This is a genomic window from Pseudomonas orientalis (genome assembly GCF_002934065.1).
Taxonomy (GTDB): domain Bacteria; phylum Pseudomonadota; class Gammaproteobacteria; order Pseudomonadales; family Pseudomonadaceae; genus Aquipseudomonas; species Aquipseudomonas orientalis_A.
This window is the reverse complement of record NZ_CP018049.1, coordinates 3,330,666-3,350,541: the sequence shown is the minus strand read 5'-3', so window position 1 is coordinate 3,350,541 and position 19,876 is coordinate 3,330,666. Positions and strand designations below refer to the sequence as shown.

The window sequence follows — 19,876 nt, the reverse complement described above, 5'->3', positions numbered from 1 at the left end:
GTGTCAGAAACCAGGGCATGACCTGTCGAGCGGTATCAGTCATTTTCGGCACTCACGGGCTTGAGAATAACCGGATTTTTACCCGGAAAAACCCGGTTGCCCAAGTTGCAACCCGGCGCCTGCTTACCGATGACCGAATATGTCGCAGCACCGCAAGCAGTGCGCTTCCCACACTCGTTAAGCTGCGCAACGGATGTGCTCCATGCCTGGCGCCTGACCTGCCCGTCGTACCGTCACCCGGCAAGGTGCGCATCCGGTGGAAGTTGTATGTGACCTGACTGTCTTGTCCAGCTTCACCCACCTGTCACTCTGAATCGTTTATCGTGACCGACGAACAGAGCTGACGGTCTCCCCGCAGGGGGATAACACGCGACGCTTCCATCAATAACAAGCCCAAGCGGAGTACCACAGATGGCGTTCTTCACCGCAGCCAGCAAGGCCGACTTCCAGCACCAACTGCAAGCGGCACTGGCGCAGCACATCAGTGAACAGGCACTGCCACAAGTGGCGCTGTTCGCTGAGCAATTCTTCGGCATCATTTCCCTGGACGAACTGACCCAGCGTCGCCTTTCCGACCTGGCCGGTTGCACCCTGTCTGCCTGGCGCCTGCTTGAGCGCTTCGATCACACCCAACCGCAAGTGCGGGTCTACAACCCCGATTACGAACGTCATGGCTGGCAATCGACCCACACTGCGGTCGAAGTGCTGCACCATGACCTGCCATTCCTGGTCGACTCGGTGCGTACCGAGCTCAACCGCCGCGGCTACAGCATCCACACCCTGCAGACCACCGTGCTCAGTGTGCGCCGTGGCGGCAAGGGCGAACTGCTGGAAGTGCTGCCCAAGGGCACCCAGGGCGAAGGCATCCTGCAAGAATCGCTGATGTACCTGGAAATCGACCGCTGCGCCAACGCCGCCGAGCTGAACGTGCTGAGCAAAGAGCTCGAGCAGGTGCTGGGCGAAGTGCGCGTGGCCGTGGCCGATTTCGAACCGATGAAAGCCAAGGTCCAGGACCTGCTGGCCGGTATCGACGCCAGCGCTTTCGCTATCGACGGCGAAGAAAAAGCCGAGATCAAGAACTTCCTCGAGTGGCTGGTGGGCAACCACTTCACCTTCCTGGGCTACGAAGAGTTCGTGGTACGTGACGAGGCGGACGGCGGTCATATCGAATATGACGCCAGCTCCTTCCTCGGTCTGACCAAGCTGCTGCGCGCCGGCCTCACCGCCGAAGACCTGCGCATCGAAGACTACGCCGTCGCCTACCTGCGCGAACCGACCGTGCTGTCGTTCGCCAAGGCTGCCCACCCGAGCCGTGTGCACCGCCCGGCGTATCCTGACTATGTGTCGATCCGCGAAATCAGCGCCGACGGCAAGGTCATCAAGGAGCACCGCTTCATGGGCCTGTACACCTCCTCGGTGTACGGCGAAAGCGTGCGGGTGATTCCTTACATCCGCCGCAAGGTCGCGGAAATCGAGCGCCGCTCGGGGTTCCAGGCCAAGGCGCACCTGGGCAAGGAACTGGCCCAGGTGGTTGAAGTGCTGCCCCGTGACGACCTGTTCCAGACCCCGGTCGATGAGCTGTTCAGCACGGTGATGTCGATCGTGCAGATCCAGGAACGCAACAAGATCCGCGTGTTCCTGCGCAAAGACCCGTACGGCCGTTTCTGCTACTGCCTGGCCTATGTGCCACGCGACATCTATTCCACCGAGGTGCGCCAGAAAATCCAGCAAGTGCTGATGGATCGCCTGAAAGCCTCGGACTGCGAGTTCTGGACCTTCTTCTCCGAGTCCGTGCTGGCCCGCGTACAACTGATTCTGCGGGTCGACCCGAAGAACCGCCTGGACATCGACCCGCTGCAACTGGAAAAGGAAGTGGTACAGGCCTGCCGCAGCTGGCAGGACGACTACGCCAGCCTGGTGGTGGAAAGCTTCGGCGAAGCCCACGGCACCAATGTGCTGGCGGATTTCCCCAAAGGCTTCCCGGCCGGCTACCGCGAGCGTTTTGCCGCGCATTCGGCCGTGGTCGACATGCAGCACCTCAACAGCCTGACCGAAGCCAACCCGCTGGTGATGAGCTTCTATCAGCCGCTGGGCCAGGTCTCCGGCCAGCGTGAGCTGCATTGCAAGCTCTACCACGCCGACACCCCGCTGGCGCTGTCCGACGTGCTGCCGATCCTGGAGAACCTCGGCCTGCGCGTGCTGGGTGAGTTCCCGTACCGCTTGCGCCATGCCAATGGCCGCGAGTTCTGGATCCATGATTTCGCGTTCATCGCCGCCGAAGGCGTGAACCTGGATATCCAGCAGCTCAACGACACCCTGCAGGATGCCTTCGTGCACATCGTTCATGGCGATGCCGAAAACGATGCGTTCAACCGCCTGGTACTCACCGCCGGTCTGCCATGGCGTGACGTGGCGCTGCTGCGTGCGTATGCCCGTTACCTCAAGCAGATCCGCCTGGGCTTCGACCTCGGCTACATTGCCAGCACCCTGAACAACCACACCGACATCGCCCGCGAGTTGACCCGGCTGTTCAAGACCCGCTTCTACCTGGCGCGCAAGCTCACCGCCGACGACCTGGAAGACAAGCAACAACGCCTGGAGCAAGCGATCCTCACCGCACTGGACGACGTCCAGGTGCTCAACGAAGACCGCATCCTGCGTCGCTACCTGGACCTGATCAAGGCGACCCTGCGCACCAACTTCTACCAGAGCGACGCCAACGGCCAGAACAAGTCGTACTTCAGCTTCAAGTTCAACCCGCATGCGATCCCCGAGCTGCCCAAGCCGGTGCCGAAGTTCGAGATCTTCGTCTACTCGCCACGCGTCGAAGGCGTGCACCTGCGCTTTGGCAACGTCGCCCGTGGGGGCCTGCGCTGGTCCGACCGTGAAGAAGACTTCCGTACCGAAGTGCTGGGCCTGGTAAAAGCCCAGCAGGTGAAGAACTCGGTGATCGTGCCGGTGGGCGCCAAGGGCGGCTTCCTGCCGCGTCGCCTGCCCTTGGGCGGCAGCCGTGACGAGATCGCGGCCGAGGGTATCGCCTGCTACCGCATCTTCATTTCCGGTCTGCTGGACATTACCGACAACCTGAAGGACGGCGCCCTGGTGCCGCCGGCCAACGTTGTGCGTCATGACAACGATGACCCGTACCTGGTGGTGGCAGCGGACAAGGGCACTGCGACCTTCTCCGATATCGCCAACGGCATCGCCATCGACTACGGCTTCTGGCTGGGCGACGCGTTCGCCTCCGGTGGTTCGGCCGGTTACGACCACAAGAAAATGGGCATCACCGCCAAGGGCGCGTGGGTCGGTGTGCAGCGTCACTTCCGTGAGCGCGGCATCAATGTGCAGGAAGACAGCATCACCGTGGTGGGCGTCGGCGATATGGCCGGTGACGTGTTCGGTAACGGCTTGCTGATGTCCGACAAGCTGCAACTGGTCGCGGCCTTCAACCACTTGCACATCTTCATCGACCCGAACCCGAACCCGGCCACCAGCTTCGTCGAGCGCCAGCGCCTGTTCGAGCTGCCGCGTTCGGCCTGGACCGACTATGACACCAGCATCATGTCCGAAGGCGGCGGGATCTTCTCGCGCAGTGCCAAAAGCATTGCCATCTCGGCGCAGATGAAAGAACGCTTCGACATCAAGGCCGACAAGCTGACCCCGACCGAACTGCTCAATGCCTTGCTCAAGGCACCGGTGGACCTGTTGTGGAACGGCGGTATCGGCACCTACGTCAAGGCCAGCACCGAAAGCCACGCCGATGTGGGCGACAAGGCCAACGACGCGCTGCGCGTCAACGGTAACGAGCTGCGCTGCAAAGTGGTGGGCGAGGGCGGCAACCTGGGCATGACCCAGCTGGGCCGTGTCGAGTTCGGCCTCAATGGCGGCGGTTCCAACACCGACTTCATCGACAACGCCGGTGGCGTGGACTGCTCCGACCACGAAGTGAACATCAAGATCCTGCTCAACGAAGTGGTGCAGGCCGGTGACATGACCGACAAGCAACGCAACCAGTTGCTGGCGAGCATGACCGACGAAGTCGGCAACCTGGTGTTGGGCAACAACTACAAGCAGACCCAGGCCCTGTCCCTGGCTGCGCGCAAGGCTTACGAGCGCGCCGCCGAGTACAAGCGCCTGATGAGCGACCTGGAAGGCCGTGGCAAGCTGGACCGCGCCATCGAGTACCTGCCGACCGAGGAGCAGCTTGTCGAGCGCGCCTCGACGGGCAAGGGCCTGACGCGTCCGGAGCTGTCGGTATTGATCTCCTACAGCAAGATCGACCTCAAGGAAGCGCTGCTCAAGTCCCAGGTGCCGGATGACGAGTACCTGACCCGTGACATGGAGACCGCGTTCCCGCCGAGCCTGGTGGCCAAGTTCTCCGAGGCCATGCGTCGCCATCGTCTGAAGCGCGAGATCGTCAGCACCCAGATCGCTAACGACCTGGTCAACCACATGGGCATCACCTTCGTTCAACGACTCAAAGAGTCGACCGGCATGAGTCCGGCGAACGTGGCCGGCGCCTATGTGATCGTGCGCGATATCTTCCATCTCCCGCACTGGTTCCGCCAGATCGAAGCCCTGGACCACCAGGTGTCGGCCGACGTGCAACTGGAGCTGATGGACGAGCTGATGCGCCTGGGCCGTCGCGCCACGCGCTGGTTCCTGCGCAGCCGTCGCAACGAACAGGACGCCGGGCGTGACACTGCGCACTTCGGTCCGCACCTGGCGGCGCTGGGTCTCAAGCTCGACGAACTGCTCGAAGGTCCGACCCGTGAAGGCTGGCAGAACCGCTACCAGGCCTACACCCAGGCCGGCGTACCGGAGTTGTTGGCACGCATGGTTGCAGGCACTAACCACCTGTACACCCTGCTGCCGATCATCGAAGCCGCCGACGTGACCGGGCATGACGCCGCCGAAGTGGCCAAGGCCTACTTCGCCGTCGGCAGCGCCCTGGACCTGCCGTGGTACCTGCAGCAGATCAGTGACCTGCCGGTGGCCAACAACTGGCAGGCCCAGGCCCGCGAAGCGTTCCGCGATGACGTGGACTGGCAGCAACGGGCGATCACCATTTCGGTTCTGCAAATGGCCGACGCGCCGCAGGACATGGAAGCCCGCGTGGCCCTGTGGCTTGAGCAGCATCAGGATATGGCGGATCGCTGGCGCGCCATGATGGTGGAAATCCGTGCTGCGGTCGGCACGGACTACGCCATGTACGCGGTGGCCAACCGTGAGCTGCTGGACCTGGCGTTGAGTGGTCAGTCGGTGTTGCAGCCGGCGTGATCAAGCGCTGAAACAAAAGCCCCCGTAGCGTGAGCTGCGGGGGCTTTTTCATTGGCGGGGTTGCCCGGTATCAATCCGGCAAACCTATAAGGATCATCGGTTCAAGCACGCTGAATATCGGCGGTGTGGACTCCTGTAGAGCCTCAAGGATCGCTGCATAGTCTTGGGTGTTTGGCATCTGATGCATCAACGCCCAGTAGTCCGCTTCGACCTGTGGCAGTGCCATCGCGTCGGCTGTTTCCCTCAGTACCAGTTTCAGTAATGCGCAGGCTTTGGGCAGGTTTCTTTCAAGCCCGTAGGTGCGATGGGTTTTGGCTTTGTCTTGAGACAGGCCTGCCAGGGCGTAGCCGTACTCAAGCAGCCCCTCCAATTGACCCATCTCAGCCAATTGAATGATCCGTTTTTGTTTTTCTTCGGTACTCACCGTTCCGTCTTGAGCAAAGGCGAGTTCATACACGGCTGGTGGATGCCCGGCGTCGGCAGAACGTTGGATGAGGTCCGCGATCCTTGCTTCGTGCTCTTGACGATCGGCGATCAATTGCGGCCTGTTCCGCAAAGCCAGGGCGAGTTTAAACAGCGCTTCTGGGGCGCCTGTGGCCGCCGCTCTGTTCAGCCACTCGATGTCCTTGGTCATCATGTACAGATAGCTCATGGCATCGGTGTCATGGGCGTTTGCGGCATTGGTTGCCAGTTCCCTGGCTTTTGCGAGTGATTCGACGTCACCCAGCCTCATCAGAGCAGGTATGTGGTTCTGGGCGGCAGCCAGGGTAAGCCATTGCCTGGTTGCGGATGTCGCGCGGCGTGCTCCTCCGTCCAGCACCGATTGACACGTGGCCATTGCGTATTGCGCATCTACATCGCCGGCGGCACCGACGATGGTCAGGTGAAACCTGGCCTTTTTGTATCTGCGTAATCTGAACAGCGCGAATCCGGTGTCTTTGGCGGCTTCTGTCAACTCAGTCAGGGCCGAGTTCAATTGGGCCGGTAGCGCCTTGGCTTCGTTATGCAGTTGTGTGATCAACGCGGACAGAGGGGGCAGCACTTGTGATTCGGTGGACATGACTCATTCCTGTAAGGCGCACTGGATTGTGCGCGGTACAGGTTATGGAGAGCGCCTGGGCTCAAGGCGCTAATTACTTAGCGCATCGCTCGCCCACATTGGGATCTGCGCGCTTTCGGATCAATGATGCATGAGCAATTTGCTCTCAAGATGGTCCAGATGCTGCGTCATCAGTGCCACTGCGGCGGTGCCGTCACGCTGCTCTACAGCCTCCACAATCACCTTGTGTTGCTGCCACGTGCAATAGGTGCAGGCTGTCGTTTCGTAGTGAGCAATGACTAACGAGGTCAATGGCACCAGACGGTTGAGGAACTGCACCAAGGGCCCGTTCCCGGCGATAGCGGCCAGTTGCAAATGGAATTCACCGGACAACCGAATCGCCGGCCCGCGCTGGTCGCGCTCGATGCAGTCACGTTCGCGGGCGATCAATTCGCGCAGCTGGCGTACCTGTGCCGCTGTCGCCTGGGCGCAGGCCAATTGCACCACGGTCATTTCTGTCATGCGCCGGGCTTCGAGAATCTGCCGGGTCTGCTGGGCATCCGGCGCCGCTACCTGGGCACGCTGGTTGGGGCGCAGGATGATCACGTGCTGCTGTGACAACTTGGCCAGGACGCGGCGGATCACGCTGCGGCTCACGCCAAAGAGCTCCCCCAGGCTTTCTTCGGTGAAGCGGCTGGCGGGGGCGATGCGTTGCTCGAGGATGGCGTCGAACAGCTGTGGGTAGATTTCATCTGCCGAGGGCCTCTTGCCCGGCACCCGGCGCAGGCAGGGCAAGGGGTCGCGTTGCAGGGCGTGGACGTTCATGGCCTGTCTCCAATTATTCAGCTGCCCAGATGGTCATCCGGGATGTTCAGGCGAATGCCCATGCGCAAACCTTCCTGCAGAATGTGTCGACGCATTTCGGCACTGGCCAGGGCGCTGTTCTTGTTGCGGATGGCGCGCACCACGGCTTCGTTTTCCTGCAGGCGTTCGGCCAGGTGCTCCGGGGAATTGCGCAACACCTGGGCGCTTTGCTTGAGCGCCGTGCTGGTTTGCTGCACCACGTTCTGGAAGATCGGGTTGGAGGTCAGGGCAAACAGCTCTTCGTGAAAGTCGATGTAGGCATTCATGCCAGCCTCGGCGTCGCCCGCCTCCAGGGCTTCGCGCATGTCCATCAGGGTCAGGCGCAGTTGGCCGATTTCCTTGCTGCTGATGGATTGGGCGACCAGGCCGACGATGAAGGGTTCGAGGGTATAGCGCAGTTGCAGAATGTCTTCGAGGCTGGCATCGGCCACGGCGTCGCTCGACTGCGGCTCGCTGACGCTGCTTTCCAGCACCACCACGCCTTTGCCGGGCATGGAGCGCACCAGGCCGAGGGTTTCCAGCACGATCACCGCTTCGCGCAGGCTCGGGCGGCTGATGCCCATCTGCTCGGCCAGTTCACGCTGGCCGGGCAGCATTTCACCACGCCGCCATTGGCCGCGTGCCAGGGCGGCGCGCAGTTTTTCTACGACTGAATTGACGACGGTTGAGGTGCTGATCACGTCTCCTGCACTCCTTAAAATTGCGAACACGATAGTCAAGCTGTTGAAGATCACAGTGTGGGAGGGGGCTTGCCCCCTCCCACATTTGTCTATGCCGCTTTCAAAATTCCTGATGCGCCGGCAATACCGGTTTCTTGGCCTGGAAGGCATAGCCTTGCTGGCCGTCGAGGACCTTGTTGGCGCGCTGGATATCAATGTCTTTTTCCCAGCGGGCGATGGCCACGGTGGCGACGCAGTTGCCGATCAGGTTGGTCAAGGCACGGCCAATGCCCATGAACCAGTCCACCGCGAGTACCAGCACCAGGCCGACCACCGGAATCGCCGGAATGGCCGTGAGCGTGGCCGCCAGAATCACCAGCGCCGAGCCCGGAATGCCGTGGGCGCCTTTGGAGGTGATCAACGATACCAGCAGGATGGTCAGCAGGTCGGTCATCGACAGCGGCGTACCGGTGGCGTTGGCGATAAATACGATGGCCAGGGTCAGGTAGATCGAGAAACCGTCAAGGTTGAACGAGTATCCGGTAGGAATCACCAGGCCCACGGTGGAGCTGCCAACCCCCAGGTGCTCGAGCTTGCGCATGATCTGCGGCAGCACCGCGTCGGACGACGCCGTGCCCATCACGATCAGCAACTCTTCGCGCAGATACTTGAGCAGCGGCAGCATGCGCAGGCCCGACAAGCGCATCACCAGGCCGAGGATCAGCGCGACGAAGGCCAGGCAGGTCAGGTAGAACAGGCCCACCAGGCTGCCCAGGTGTTGCAGGGAGTCCAGGCCGTAGGTGCTGGTGGTGAACGCGATCGCGCCGAATACGCCGATCGGCGCCAGGCGCACGATCATGCCCATGATGCGGAAGATCACATGGCTCAGCTCGTTGATCAGCCGCGAGATGCCCGAAGCCGCTTCACCTACCAGATTCAGCGCGCTGCCGAACAGCACGGAGAACAACAGCACCTGCAGCACGTTGTTGTCGGCAAAGGCGCCGATCACCGAGTTGGGGATCAGGTCCATCAGGAACTGGCTGGTGCCCTTGAGGTGCTGGCCCTTGTCGGCGAGTTCATTCAAGCCGGCGGACGAAAGCTGCTCAAGATGGATGTTGGCGCCGCTGCCGATACCGGTGCTGAAGGCCATGATCAGGCCGAGCACCAGGGCGACGGTGGTCAGCACTTCGAAATAGATCACCGACTTCAAGCCAATGCGCCCGACTTTCTTCAAGTCGCCGGCGCCGGAAATGCCGCTGACCACGACGCAGAAGACAATCAGGCCGATCAGCATTTTGATCAGCTTGATAAAGCCGTCACCCAGGGGTTTGAGTTGCGAGGAGAATTCAGGAAGGGCCAGGCCGCAAATGATGCCTAGCATCAGGCCGATCACGACTTGCAGGAAAATCGAACGCGAGCACCATCTGAGCATGGGAAGGATCTCTATTCGGTGCCCTGGTGGTTCCAGGGCTTAATTGTTGTGGTCTTACCGGTAAGTCCAGTGCGCGGCCAGTCTACGCCCGGTTTTTTTCAAACTACAAGTAAATATTCGGTGGTCAACCGGACCCGGTCTGACCAGTGGGTCGACAAGTGCCACGCTTGAGCGGTTGACGCCATGGAATTTTTTTTGCGTATCATCCGCGCTCGGACACGAGGTGATGAATGGACCAGTCAGGACTGACAACGGATGAAGCCGGGCGCACCCATTGCGCCTGGCGCAACGCCGCGCCGCAATACCCGCATTACCACGACCATGAGTGGGGCGTGCCGGTGGCGGACGACATCCGGTTGTACGAGAAAATCTGCCTGGAAGGTTTTCAGGCGGGGATGGCGTGGATCACCATTTTGCGCAAGCGCGACCACTTTCGGCAGGCGTTCGACGGTTTTGATTTTCGCAAGGTGGCGCAGTATGGCGAGGCGGACATCGAACGCTTGATGAGCGACCCGGGTATCGTGCGCAACCGGGCCAAGATCCTGTCCACGGTCAACAATGCCCGTCGCGCCTGCGAGCTGGTGAGTGAAACCGGTTCGCTGGCGCGCTGGGTATGGTCTTTCGAGCCCGGCCCGCAGGAGCGCCCGGCGGTGGTGGACATGGCGTACTGGAAAGCCAACCCGACCTCGCCGGCGTCGATGCGCTTGTCCAAAGCGCTGAAGAAACGTGGCTGGACCTTCGTCGGCCCGACCACGATGTATGCGCTGATGCAGGCGCTGGGGATGGTCAATGATCACCTGCAGGGTTGCACTTGCCGAGAGCGCATCGAAGCGCTGCGTCGTCAGTTCGTACGACCTTGAGTGCCGCCCGCGTGCTCAGAAATATTTAAGCCAGGTGATATCCCTGCGCCGCGCCTTGAGTCCGGCAAACCATCGCACCGGCACATACAACGCCAGTGGCAGCGCCAACGCCGCCAGCCACACGGCGCCGATGCTGTCGAACCCGAAATAATTGCCGTGATCGAGCCCAAACACCGCGACACACGCGACGTAGAGTATTTTGAGCACATACAGGTGCAGCAGATAAAAAAACATCGGCGCCGCGCCAAATACCGCCAATGTGCTGATCCAGCGCTTGTGCCCGGCACGTTCGAACGCCAGCAGCAACAGCAGGCCGATGCCCAGGGTCAGCGCCAGGAACAACAGCGAAGGTGGGTATTTGGTGATGTTGAAGAAGCTCATCACAGTCTGCACCCCGCTGTCATAGGCCTGCCAAGGCTTTTCGCCATACCCGTTGGCCGCCCGCAACAACACAAAACCCAGCAATGCGCCGACGATCGCCAGCAGCAGATAACGCTGGCGCACGGCCGGCAGTGCAGCGTTCGAAAACCATGGCCCGAGGCCGTAGCCCAGAACAATCACGCCGATCCACGGCAGCACCGGGTAGGTCACGCGCAGGCGCAGGGTGTCCGACCCATCGATCCAACTGCGCTCATGCAGGATCGACCACGCCACCTGCGAGGCCGACCCCGCAGTGAAATGCACACCATCAAGCAGGTTGTGCCCGCCAATGATCGCCACCGCCAAGGTTATCAGCAGCGGGCGGGGCAACCATACCAGCGCCGCGAGGGCGATCATGCTCACCCCGATCGCCCAGATAACCTGCAGGTAAATCACACCCGGCGGCAACTGGAAGGTCCAGGCGAAGTTGACCAGCGTGAACTCCAATACCACCAGAAACAGTCCACGCTTGAACAAAAAAGCCGACACTGCGGGCCGTCCCTGGTATTTCTGAGCATACAGCCAGGCCGACAAACCGGTGAGCAACACAAACACTGGCGCGCAAAGATGGGCGAGGGTGCGGCTGAAAAACAGCGCCGGCTCGGTCGCGTCGATGCTCATCGGGTCGCCCACCTGGCGGTGCAGCAGAAACGTTTCGCGCACGTGGTCGAGCAACATGAAGAGGATCACCAGGCCGCGCAAGGCGTCAATGGAAAGCAGGCGTGGGCGTAGCGCAACAGCATCAGTCATGGGGCGATTCACAAGGCTGGGCAAAAAAGAAGCGTTATCCTATAACATTAATCAGCATATTGCCGCGCCGCACAGGCGAGCTTATCGGAGGTACGGATGACACGCGTGAACCCACCCTCGGCCGAGGCGGTGATCGAATTCTGGAAACAGGCTGGTCCAAAGCATTGGTTTGCCAAGAACGATCAGTTCGACGCGACCTTTCGCGAGGCCTTCTATGCCAGTCATCTGCAAGCGGCACGGCGCGAGCTGGACGATTGGCTGGCCTCGGCTTACGGCGCGCTGGCCTTGCTGATCCTGCTGGACCAATACCCACGCAACGCCTTTCGCGGCACCGCGCATATGTTCGCCACCGACCCGCTGGCACGCCTGTATGCGCAGCGAATGGTCGATGCAGGATTGGACGCATTGATCGAACCCGAACTGCGGGCGTTTTGTTATCTGCCGTTCGAACACTCCGAAGACCCTCGCGACCAGCAACGCTCCATCGCGCTCAATCAGCATCTGGACGCCAGCACCTACCACTGGGCCAAGGAACATGCCCGGATTATTCAGCGGTTTGGGCGCTTTCCCCATCGCAATGCGGTGCTGGGGAGGGAGACCACCGATGAAGAGCAGGACTTCCTCAACGCCGGAGGCTTCGCGGGTTAGTCCTACTGAGCCGCCATGCTCACTATTCCCGCCAGGAATGCCCCCATAAAAACACCGCATTGTCTTTATCGCCCGGGATCTCGTAGCGTTGAGCCTCATTTCAAGGAGATGGTCCATGAGCCACGGTCCGCTGCGCCTCTACGTTGATTCGCTGTTTACCAGCCCCTATGCCATGTCGGTGTTCGTCGCCTTGCGGGAAAAGGGCCTGGCGTTCGAGACCGTACCCCTGGACCTTGGCGCCGGCCAGCACCAGACCGTGGATTACGCGCGACTGTCACTGACCCAGCGGGTGCCGACACTGGAGGAGGGCGAGTTCTCCTTGTCGGAGTCTTCGGCGATTATTGAATACCTGGACGAGGCCTATCCCGAGACCCGCGTTTATCCGCTCGACCCGCAGCAGAGGGCGAGGGCGCGGCAGGTGCAGGCGTGGTTGCGCAGCGATTTACTGCCGATTCGCCAGGAGCGCTCGACGCTGGTGGTGTTCTGCGGTCAGAAGATGCCGTCGCTGTCGCCGGTAGCCGAGGCGGCAGCGGGCAGGTTGATCAGTGCGGCGCACGCTTTGCTGGCGGATTATCGTGAGTACCTGTTTGGCACCTGGTCAATTGCCGACGTGGACCTGGCGGTGATGCTCAATCGCCTGATCCTCAACGGCGACGCCGTGCCTGCGCAGTTGGTGGCTTACGCTCAACGCCAATGGCAAAGGCCGTCAGTGCAGGCATGGGTCAACCAGCCACGCCCTCGGGTGTAGGGCTCTCGTTCATTTGCGCGACGCGCCGGTCCAGGTCTTCCCAATCGGCCATACCCAGCACGCGCGTGGTGTTCAGGCCGCGCAGGTAGCCACGCAGTTGCTGGGCGCTGGCCGATTGGGCGCCGGCATCGCTTGTCTCACTCAACAGGACGTCTTCATATTCGACCAGGTAATCGGCGACTCGCTCGCGAAACTCCGGCAATACGGCTTCGCGGATGCGGTCGAAGGTTTTCTGGTGACGCTTCATGGCATGGTCCTTATAGGTTTTATGGGTTGGGCTACCTGATACTATCGGTTCAAATGATAGTCACCATCAAGGATCGCAAGTTCTGTTTTTACGGCAAAAGCGCAAAATCCGCTCATCGAAACGCTGCTCAAGGAAATGCGCGATGAGGACTCTACTCCAGCTGGCTTTGATCACCCTGATGCTCGGCACCGCCGTGCTGACCAACCCGGCCGTCGCCGATGAGCCGCGTACGGGCCATTTGCTGCCACTCGCCACTGGCGTAAACTCCCTGCAGCGCGCCCAATCGGTGGGGGTGTTGTACAGCGAAAACACGCGTGACAACCTCAGCTACCTTGAGCGCTACCACGCCATGGCCTTGAATGGCGCCAAAGATGCCCTGGACGGGCGTATTCGCGAGGCGTTCGTCAACAGCTCCGATCCGGAGCTGGCCATCGACTGGCTGATGAACTCGCTGCAAGGTACGTTTGTCTCGGTGACGGTGTATGGCAGCCTGGATGCCCTGGTGCAGGCGCATCCGGACGTGGTGGTGGTGCTCGATACCCATAACCAATTGCTGACCCCGCGTAACGACGTGGTCGAGGCGCGTTTTACCGCGCGGTTCTATGACGCCGACCTGCAATACATCGCCAAGGCCGAAGGCGCGGTGGACAAGCAGGTGCCATCGGTGTGGGTGCATGACAAGTCAGCATTCGAGATTGCCGCGCAGATCGAGCAGCAGCGAGATGTACAACAAGATGCCTTGAAGCAGTTTGACGCATCGCTCAAAGCCCTGGTCCGCGCCGGCTGATACGCGGATCCACAGGCACCTATTTTGTTATTTTCAGGAATGTTTATGCGCGCTTTTTTCGCCCCGGCCCTGGCCTTTACTTCCCTGGCGCTGACCGGTTGTATCACGGCCCCCAATGCCCCCTCGCTGACCCTGCAAACCGCCAAGACCCCCGAAGCCTATGTGCAATGCGTACTGCCCAAGCTTGAAAAGCACGGCATTACTTCGACCGTGACGCAGAACTCGCGTCACGCGAAGGTGCTGTTGACCAGCAAGATCGCGGCCGATGACGTGCTGGAAGCCTACAAGTCCCAGGATGGCACCAAGGTGTTCCTGTATGAGCGCAAACCGCTGGCTTCGGCGATCAAGGCGTCGCGGCTCGAGCAGGCGGCACAGGATTGCCAGTAGCCTGTGCAAGAATGAATACAAATCAAATGTGGGAGGGGGCTTGCCCCCGATAGCAGTGTGTCAGTAACAAATAAGCTGACTGACCCACCGCTATCGGGGGCAAGCCCCCTCCCACATTTGGATAGTGTTCGACTCAGGGTTTTGACTCATTGCTGAAGGCATTCACGGTCTTGACCAGCCCCTGCGCCGCCAGCGCGACCAACTCACCGCCTTTGTCCACCGTTGCCAATGCCGGGTCCGAGCCCATGCGTCCGTCGGGGAAGCGTGCGCGGAAGTCCAGGGCTTCGCGGATCGGGCCGGTGTTGGCGATTTGCGGCGAGTAATCGGCTGACTTGATCGAGTCCGGATAGGCCCATTGCGTCACGGCAATCTCCGACGGCGTGGCGTGGCTGCCATGGCCCACCGGGAATTGGCGCTGCGCCAGGTCGGTGACGCCCTCCAGGTCCCACCAGTTGACCAGCTTCAATGCGAACCCGGCCGGGCGGCGGGCAAAGCTGGCTTCGGCGTAGAGTTCGGAAAACGCCGCTTCGATGGTGGCGATATTGCCGCCGTGGCCGTTGAGGAACAGGATCTTGTCGAAACCATGCCCGGCCAGCGAGCGCACCCAGTCACCGATCGCGGCGATAAAGGTGGAAGGGCGCAGCGAAATGGTGCCGGGAAAGCCCAGGTGGTGCTGGGCCATGCCGATGTTGAACGTCGGGCCGACCAGGATATCGGCATTCTTCTGCGCCTCGAGGGCGATGATCTCCGGGCACATCCAGTCGGTGCCCAGCAGGCCGGTAGGGCCGTGTTGTTCGTTGGAGCCGATGGGGATCACCACCGTGCGGCTGCGCTGCAGAAACTGCCCGATCTCGATCCAGGTGGACTTATGTAGAAGCATGCGACGCTCTCTTTTATCGGTGGGAGACAGGCTATCCGCCACGGATTGTACGACTACTGGCCACCTGTTGGGGTTTGCAATTGAGATAGGTCGAAGACTTCAACCAGCGCTGGTCGGGGTACCACGAAAACATGAATTGTCCGTCCTTGAGCTTGTCCACCACTTGGCGCGCGACTTGCGGGCGCACCGCCGGGCAGCCCTGGCTGCGACCGATACGGCCTTCGCGCTTGCTCCATAACGGGCTGACGTAGTCGGCGGCATGAATCACGATGGCGCGGTCGCGGGCCAGGTCATTGAAGCCAGGCTCCAGGCCGTCCATGCGCAGCGAGTAGCCGTGGGTGCCGAGGTAACTTTCCTGGGTGCGGAACAGGCCCAGGCTGGACTGGTGACTGCCTTCAAGGTTGGAAAACGCGGTGGCGAAGTTTTCGCCGGACTTGGCACCGTGGGCCACCAGGTCGCGCAATACCAGGGTTTTTTTGCGCAGGTCGAAAATCCATAGCCGACGGGCGGTAGAAGGCTGGGAGTAGTCAATTACCGCCAGGCGATCGGAACGTTCCTCGCCGTTATTGACCGCGCACTGCACCGCGCTCAGGGCGCTTTTCAACACGATGGGATTGAGTTCTGGAGCCGAGCGCGCCAGGCTGCTATACAAGGAAGGAGCGGGGCCATTGGCGGCGAGCGCAACATTGCTCAATAACGCCAGGCTCGCGGTAATCAGGCCCAGGTTGGTTAAACCGAGCCGGCGCATAAAAGTCAGCATCTACAGTCGAGTCCCCGCTGTGGAGTGGAGCTAAGTCAATTGTTCAAAAAACACGCATGTTACTTGAGCATTTGCCTGCTCGTTACACCACTGGTCGCCACAGCCGAAGCGCTGCCGCTGGAGCCGTTGCCCGTCACGACCCCGGCACCGGTCGACCTGGCTCCGCTGCAACAGGCCCTGGCGCAGTTGCCCAGTGTCTGCCCGCAGCTCGCGCCGCGTATCGACGCCAGCGCGCAACTGCGCCTGCAAGCCTTTTACCAGCAGCAGGGCGATGCGCCGCTGTGGTCGGCCGACGAGCGTCGGCAGGCCTTGCACGACCAGTTGCTGATGCTGGCCGACGACGGCCTGGACCCCACCCACTATAGCTTGCCCACCACAGACGCCACGGCCAATGTGCTGTGCAGCGATATCGCGATCAGCCAACAGTACCTCCAGGCCCTGCAGGATTTGCACTTCGGGCGTCTGCAGCAATCGCGTTTCGAACCGCTTTGGCACGCTCAACCGCCTGCCGACGAACCGGACACCGCCGTGCTGGCCTTCGCCGCCACCGGCTTGCAGGACATGGTCCGCGCGTTCGACCAGGCGCGCCCGAGCGCGGATTTGTATCGCAGCCTGCGCAACGCTTATTCCAGTGCGCGCCAGCAGCCGTTGCCGCAGTGGGAGGCGGTGGGCAGTGGGCCGCTGTTGCGTCCGGGCATGGAAGACCCACGGGTGCCGGAACTGGCGCGGCGCCTCTACCGCGGCGGTTACCTGACCTCTGAACCCAAGGGCAGCGCCCGGCAGTACGGCCCCGAGCTGGTCGCTGCGGTCAAAGCCTTCCAGCTCAGCCACTCCCTGCAGGCCGACGGTGTGATCGGCGCCGGCACGGTGGCCGAACTCAACATCAGCCCGGCGATGCGCCGCGACCAGTTGCGCATCAACCTCGAGCGGTTCCGCTGGCTGGCCCGCGATCTGGAGCCCGAAGGCGTGGTGGTCAACGTCGCGGCCGCGCAGTTGAGCGTGTATCAGAGTGGCATCCCGGTATGGCAGACCCGCCTGCAAGTGGGCCGCGCCGAGCGCCAGACACCGCTGCTCAAATCGCGCATTACGCGCCTGACCCTCAACCCGACATGGACCATCCCGCCCACCATCATGCGCGAGGACAAGCTGCCGGCCATCCGCCTCAATCCGGAGTATCTGCGCCAGCAGAACCTGCAAGTGCTTGACGCCGAAGGCCACCCGCTGACCCCGGAGCAGGTCGACTGGGCGCGTCCCGGCAATATCCTGCTGCGCCAGGAGGCGGGGCCGCGCAACCCGTTGGGCAAGATCGTGATGCGTTTCCCCAACCCGTATTCGGTTTACCTGCACGACACGCCGAGCCAGCCACTGTTTACCAAGGGGCCACGGGCGTTCAGCTCGGGGTGCGTGCGGGTCGAACAACCGCTGCTGTTGCGCGACCTGCTGGTGACCCCGGCCGAACGTACGCGCACCGACGAGCTGCTGGCCACCGGCATCACCCATGAATTCAGGCTGGCCACGCCGGTACCGGTGCTGCTGGGGTATTGGACGGTGGAAGTGGATCGCCAGGGAAGCCTGGTGTATGCGCCGGATATCTACGCGCGTGATCCGGTATTGATCAAGGCCATGGGGAGTGTGTTGTAGAGCTGAATGGCTTGGTACCCATGTGGGAGGGGGCTTGCCCCCGATGAGGGTGTGTCAGCTACAGATTGAGCTGGCTGACACACCGCTATCGGGGGCAAGCCCCCTCCCACATTTGGATCTTTACCTATTCGGGCATCAACTGCTGACGACACTCCAGCACCAGCCGCGCGCCGCCCAGTTCGCTGGTGGCCACGTCCAGCTTGAAGCCGTGCAGGTTGATGATCGCCGCGACAATCGACAGGCCCAGGCCGAAACCGCCTTGCTGATCACTCTCATCGACCCGGTAGAAGCGCTGGAACACCGACGCCCGTTCGGCGGCAGGAATCCCCGGCCCGGAGTCGAGCACTTCGATCCGTGTGCTGCCCACATCATTGACCGCGCGCAGGATCACCTTGCCGCCGGGCGGGGTGAACTTGATCGAATTGCTCAGCAGGTTGGCCAGGGCCTCGAACAGCAGGGCGCGGTCGCCGGTAATCCAGGGCAGTGAATCCGGGGTCTGCAGCAGCAGTTCCAGCTCGCCTTCCTCGGCCAGGGGCAGGTAGAAGTCATGCAGCTCGCGCAACAGCGGCAGTGGGTCCATCAGCAAAAAGCCCGACCGTCGCTGGTGGTCTTCCAGTTCCGAAATCCGCAGCAGGCCGCGAAAACGCGCCATCAGTGTGTCGGTTTCGGCAATCGCGTCATCGAGCTTCACCGCATGGGCCGAGTCTTCCTCCGCTTGTTGCTTGATGCGGTAAAGCTGCGCACGCAGGCGCGTCAGTGGGGTGCGCAGATCGTGGGCGATGTTGTCGCACACGCCCTTGACCTCGTTCATCAGCTTCTCGATGCGGTCGAGCATGGCGTTGACGATGGCCGCGAGCATGTCCAGCTCATCGCGCCGGTTCGACAGCGGCAAGCGGTGCGTCAGGTCGCCGGCGACGATGGCCTCGGCGCTCGCCTGAATGCCGCGAATGCGTCGCAGCGGACGGCGGCGCAGCAAGTGCCAGCCGGCGACGCCGGGGATGATGGTCAGAGACAGCGCCCACAGCAGGGCATGCCAGATGATCCGGGTCACGCCGAACAGCGAACCGTTGGCGCGCACCAGCACCAGCCAGCGGCCGTCTTCGGTGTGGGTGGCCACGGCGTCGCAGCTGTCCTTGGGCAGTTTCGGGTCGTCGGAATCGACACAGTTGGCCAGGGCGTGGATCTTGCCATCGAGCGGCAAGTCGGGCGGCACGGCGCGGATCGGCCCGCTCAAGGGACGAAACTGTTCGTCGAACAGGCCGTAGGCATCCACGCCTTTCATGTCGAACGTCATGCTGGTGGTCAGCGCCTCCACCAGTTCTTCACCGTCGAAGCGCTGGAACAAATGCTGGCGCTGCATCAGCGAATGGCGCGACAGGTCGCTGAGGTAACCCGACACCTCATAGTACAGCACCCCCATGAGGATGCAGCTCCACGCCACGAACAGCGAACTGTACAGCGCCAGCAACCGACTGCTGGAAGAGCGCCAGCCCTTAGAGGGGTTCAGCAATGACATATCCCGAGCCTCGTACCGTGCGAATCAGCGGCGTGAGGCCCGGCGGGTCGATTTTCTTGCGCAGGCGACCGATGTGCACGTCGATCAGGTTGGTGCCGGGATCGAAGTGATAGCCCCAGACTTCCTCGAAGATCATCATCCGCGACAGGATCTGCCCGGTGTTGCGCATCAAGAATTCCAGCAGCTTGTACTCGGTGGGCAACAGGCTCAGCGGCTGATCGGCGCGGCTGGCTTCGCGGCTGATCAGGTTCAGTTCGAGGTCGGCCACGCGCAGGGCGGTTTCGAATTCCTTGACCGTGCTTTTACGTCGCAGCAGCACCTCGACGCGGGCGGCCATCTCATCGGACGCGAAGGGCTTGGTCAGGTAGTCATCGCCGCCGGCGCGCAGGCCGCGCACGCGTTCGTCCACGTCGGAGAGGGCGCTGATCATCAGGATCGGCGTGGATACGCCGATGGTGCGCAGGGTGGTGACGATGGCCAAGCCATCGAGTTCGGGCAGCATGCGGTCGAGGGTGATCAGATCGTAATCACCACTGACGGCACGGACCAGGCCTTCGCGGCCATTGTCCACCCAGTCTACGTCCAGTCCATGGCTACTCAGCTCGGCGACGATCTCGCGGGCCGTTACGGCGTCATCCTCGATGGTCAAAATGCGGGTCATAGGATTACCTGGTGAGCGTTCACACTAGAAGTGGGGACATTTTGCCAAGAAGTTGCTGAATGTTTCCTAAATAAAACTTCATCTAGGGGTAGGGCAGTTTGTCAATGCTTACCAGACACACCGCAATCGGGGGCAAGCCCCCTCCCACATTGGGTGTTCAACAGGAGAATGCATAACGCCCGCTCTCTACAGACCATTCTTGCAACTTGCATGACTTTAAGAAGTTCAATTTAGTTAACTTGTTGAAATATAAGCAGTTTGTTTTTTTTAGGGCTGGCACGCTGCCTGCACTGTCCT

17 protein-coding genes are annotated in these 19,876 nt (G+C 61.5%); 7 read left to right on the top strand and 10 right to left on the bottom strand.

Annotation, left to right across the window (positions count from 1 at the left end):
* Positions 1–411 precede the first annotated feature (411 nt).
* Positions 412–5,280: an NAD-glutamate dehydrogenase gene (locus tag BOP93_RS14990; protein ID WP_104503257.1), complete on the top strand. Its 4,869-nt coding sequence runs from the start codon at positions 412–414 to the stop codon at positions 5,278–5,280.
* A 70-nt stretch (positions 5,281–5,350) separates the two neighbouring features.
* Here BOP93_RS14990 and BOP93_RS14985 read toward each other — a convergent pair whose 3' ends face one another.
* From BOP93_RS14985 to BOP93_RS14970, 4 genes are all read right to left on the bottom strand, one after another.
* Positions 5,351–6,340 carry a tetratricopeptide repeat protein gene (locus BOP93_RS14985; RefSeq protein ID WP_104503256.1) on the bottom strand — a complete coding sequence of 330 codons (990 nt, stop codon included), beginning with the start codon at positions 6,338–6,340 and terminating at the stop codon, positions 5,351–5,353.
* A 120-nt stretch (positions 6,341–6,460) separates the two neighbouring features.
* Entirely contained in the window at positions 6,461–7,144 is a 684-nt protein-coding gene (locus BOP93_RS14980; protein ID WP_104503255.1) for a GntR family transcriptional regulator, read from the bottom strand.
* A 17-nt stretch (positions 7,145–7,161) separates the two neighbouring features.
* Complete coding sequence (locus BOP93_RS14975) at positions 7,162–7,863, bottom strand: FadR/GntR family transcriptional regulator (RefSeq protein WP_065952375.1); 702 nt, start codon at positions 7,861–7,863, stop codon at positions 7,162–7,164.
* Positions 7,864–7,963: 100 nt separating this feature from the next.
* Positions 7,964–9,274, bottom strand: coding sequence for a C4-dicarboxylate transporter DctA (locus BOP93_RS14970; protein WP_104503254.1), 1,311 nt, complete (start codon positions 9,272–9,274; stop codon positions 7,964–7,966).
* A 230-nt stretch (positions 9,275–9,504) separates the two neighbouring features.
* On the opposite strand from BOP93_RS14970, the gene BOP93_RS14965 reads away from it, so the two are divergent.
* Positions 9,505–10,134, top strand: a complete 630-nt coding sequence (locus BOP93_RS14965) for a DNA-3-methyladenine glycosylase I (RefSeq protein ID WP_104503253.1) — start codon at positions 9,505–9,507, stop codon at positions 10,132–10,134.
* Between the two features lie 15 nt (positions 10,135–10,149).
* Here the strand turns inward: BOP93_RS14965 and BOP93_RS14960 are convergent, their stop codons facing one another.
* Positions 10,150–11,304 (bottom strand): DUF1624 domain-containing protein, encoded by a 1,155-nt coding sequence (locus BOP93_RS14960; RefSeq protein ID WP_104503252.1) that lies wholly within the window; start codon positions 11,302–11,304, stop codon positions 10,150–10,152.
* 96 nt (positions 11,305–11,400) lie between these two features.
* Between BOP93_RS14960 and BOP93_RS14955 the strand changes: the two genes are divergently transcribed.
* Both BOP93_RS14955 and yfcF read left to right on the top strand, forming a co-directional pair.
* Positions 11,401–11,952 carry a DUF924 family protein gene (locus tag BOP93_RS14955; protein WP_104503251.1) on the top strand — a complete coding sequence of 184 codons (552 nt, stop codon included), beginning with the start codon at positions 11,401–11,403 and terminating at the stop codon, positions 11,950–11,952.
* 115 nt (positions 11,953–12,067) lie between these two features.
* Positions 12,068–12,700: a glutathione transferase gene (yfcF, locus tag BOP93_RS14950; protein WP_104503250.1), complete on the top strand. Its 633-nt coding sequence runs from the start codon at positions 12,068–12,070 to the stop codon at positions 12,698–12,700.
* Here the strand turns inward: yfcF and BOP93_RS14945 are convergent.
* Positions 12,675–12,947 (bottom strand): hypothetical protein, encoded by a 273-nt coding sequence (locus BOP93_RS14945; RefSeq protein ID WP_104503249.1) that lies wholly within the window; start codon positions 12,945–12,947, stop codon positions 12,675–12,677. The genes yfcF and BOP93_RS14945 overlap by 26 nt on opposite strands.
* A 142-nt stretch (positions 12,948–13,089) precedes the next feature.
* On the opposite strand from BOP93_RS14945, the gene BOP93_RS14940 reads away from it, so the two are divergent.
* Positions 13,090–13,734 (top strand): ATPase, encoded by a 645-nt coding sequence (locus BOP93_RS14940; protein WP_104503248.1) that lies wholly within the window; start codon positions 13,090–13,092, stop codon positions 13,732–13,734.
* Positions 13,735–13,779: 45 nt separating this feature from the next.
* On the top strand, positions 13,780–14,121 hold the full coding sequence (locus BOP93_RS14935; protein ID WP_104503247.1) for a hypothetical protein: 342 nt from the start codon (positions 13,780–13,782) through the stop codon (positions 14,119–14,121).
* Positions 14,122–14,254: 133 nt separating this feature from the next.
* Here BOP93_RS14935 and BOP93_RS14930 read toward each other — a convergent pair whose 3' ends face one another.
* Together BOP93_RS14930 and BOP93_RS14925 are read right to left on the bottom strand one after the other, a co-directional pair.
* Positions 14,255–15,001 carry a creatininase family protein gene (locus BOP93_RS14930; RefSeq protein ID WP_104503246.1) on the bottom strand — a complete coding sequence of 249 codons (747 nt, stop codon included), beginning with the start codon at positions 14,999–15,001 and terminating at the stop codon, positions 14,255–14,257.
* A gap of 31 nt (positions 15,002–15,032) precedes the next feature.
* A complete protein-coding gene (locus tag BOP93_RS14925; RefSeq protein WP_104503245.1) occupies positions 15,033–15,761 on the bottom strand; it encodes a murein L,D-transpeptidase catalytic domain family protein in 729 nt (242 codons plus the stop codon).
* A gap of 39 nt (positions 15,762–15,800) precedes the next feature.
* On the opposite strand from BOP93_RS14925, the gene BOP93_RS14920 reads away from it, so the two are divergent.
* The gene (locus tag BOP93_RS14920) at positions 15,801–17,402 is read left to right on the top strand and encodes a L,D-transpeptidase family protein (protein WP_104503244.1); all 1,602 of its coding nucleotides are present in this window, start codon (positions 15,801–15,803) and stop codon (positions 17,400–17,402) included.
* A gap of 124 nt (positions 17,403–17,526) precedes the next feature.
* On the opposite strand, the gene BOP93_RS14915 is transcribed toward BOP93_RS14920, so the two are convergent.
* Together BOP93_RS14915 and BOP93_RS14910 are read right to left on the bottom strand one after the other, a co-directional pair.
* Entirely contained in the window at positions 17,527–18,918 is a 1,392-nt protein-coding gene (locus BOP93_RS14915; RefSeq protein ID WP_104503243.1) for a sensor histidine kinase, read from the bottom strand.
* On the bottom strand, positions 18,896–19,579 hold the full coding sequence (locus BOP93_RS14910; RefSeq protein WP_010564812.1) for a response regulator transcription factor: 684 nt from the start codon (positions 19,577–19,579) through the stop codon (positions 18,896–18,898). Before BOP93_RS14910 ends, BOP93_RS14915 begins: the two co-directional genes overlap by 23 nt.
* Between the last annotated feature and the right edge of the window lie 297 nt (positions 19,580–19,876).